This is a genomic window from Corallococcus sp. AB049A (assembly GCF_003668885.1).
Classification (GTDB): domain Bacteria; phylum Myxococcota; class Myxococcia; order Myxococcales; family Myxococcaceae; genus Corallococcus; species Corallococcus interemptor.
On sequence record NZ_RAWL01000903.1, the window covers coordinates 1 to 596 of the forward strand.

Annotated in this window: 1 protein-coding gene; it reads left to right on the plus strand. The window is 69.8% G+C overall.

From position 1 onward, the window contains the following. Positions 1–596, plus strand: a 596-nt coding sequence (locus D7X55_RS40150; RefSeq protein ID WP_147470457.1) for an AMP-binding protein, incomplete at both ends; no start/stop codon positions are given.

The following is a 596-nucleotide window of genomic DNA, read 5'->3' on the forward strand; positions in this document are numbered from 1 at the left end:
CAGCGCCTCATGGGCCACTTCGGCGTCCTTCTCTCCTCTCTTGCCGCCCAGCCCGACGCGCGTGTCTCCATGCTGGAGGTGATGACGGCCGAGGAGCGGCAGAGGCTTCTCGTCGAGTGGAACGAGACGGATACCGCCTTCCCGCGCGACACCTGCATCCACCACGTCGTCGCCGAGCATGCCCGTCGCACGCCCGACGCCATCGCCGTGCGCATGGGTGAGCGAAGCGTCACCTACGCGGGCCTCGACGCCTGGGCGCACGGGCTTGCCGTCCAGTTGCACGTCTCCCGTGGCGACCGCGTCGCCGTCCTTGCGGAGCGCTCCCCGGAGTTGGTGGCGGGCTTGCTGGCCGTCCTCAAGGTGGGTGCGGCCTACGTCCCCATCGCGCCCGGTGTCCCGCCGGAGCGTCTGGCCTTCATGCTGGAGGACTCCGGCGCGTCCGTCCTCCTCACCCAGCAGCACCTTCGTGCTTCGCTGCCTTCTCTCTCCGCGCGCGTCCTCCCGCTGGAGGTGGAGTCCGCGGCCCACATGCAGCCACTCCCGGTGGCGTCCGTGGGGCCAGAGGATTTGGCCTACGTCATCTACACGTCCGGTAG